We start from the raw sequence: 255 nt of genomic DNA on the forward strand, positions 1-255 counted from the left end.
TCGATGCACAAGTGGCACTCGGTCCAGATGCAGCAGTGGGTACAGTGGTAACCGTAAATGGTACCAACTACACAGTAACAGCAGCGGACTTGGTGAATGGCTTCATCACTGCAGCGATAGCCGTTGCGGCAGATGGCAGCATCACGATCCATGCAGAAGCGGTAGATGCACAAGGTAACATTGACAGTGCAGATGCAGATGTAACCATCACGGTGGATACAGTTGCAGCTGACTTGATTGGTGCGATCACAGTTC

At 51.4% G+C, this 255-nt stretch carries 1 protein-coding gene; it reads left to right on the top strand.

Translation table 11 applies throughout. The features are described 5' to 3' along the window. A partial coding sequence (locus V6E90_RS21705; protein ID WP_332606435.1) for a hypothetical protein occupies positions 1-255 on the top strand: 255 nt, incomplete at both ends.

This window comes from Acinetobacter sp. ESBL14, from assembly GCF_036668815.1.
Lineage (GTDB): Bacteria > Pseudomonadota > Gammaproteobacteria > Pseudomonadales > Moraxellaceae > Acinetobacter > Acinetobacter gyllenbergii.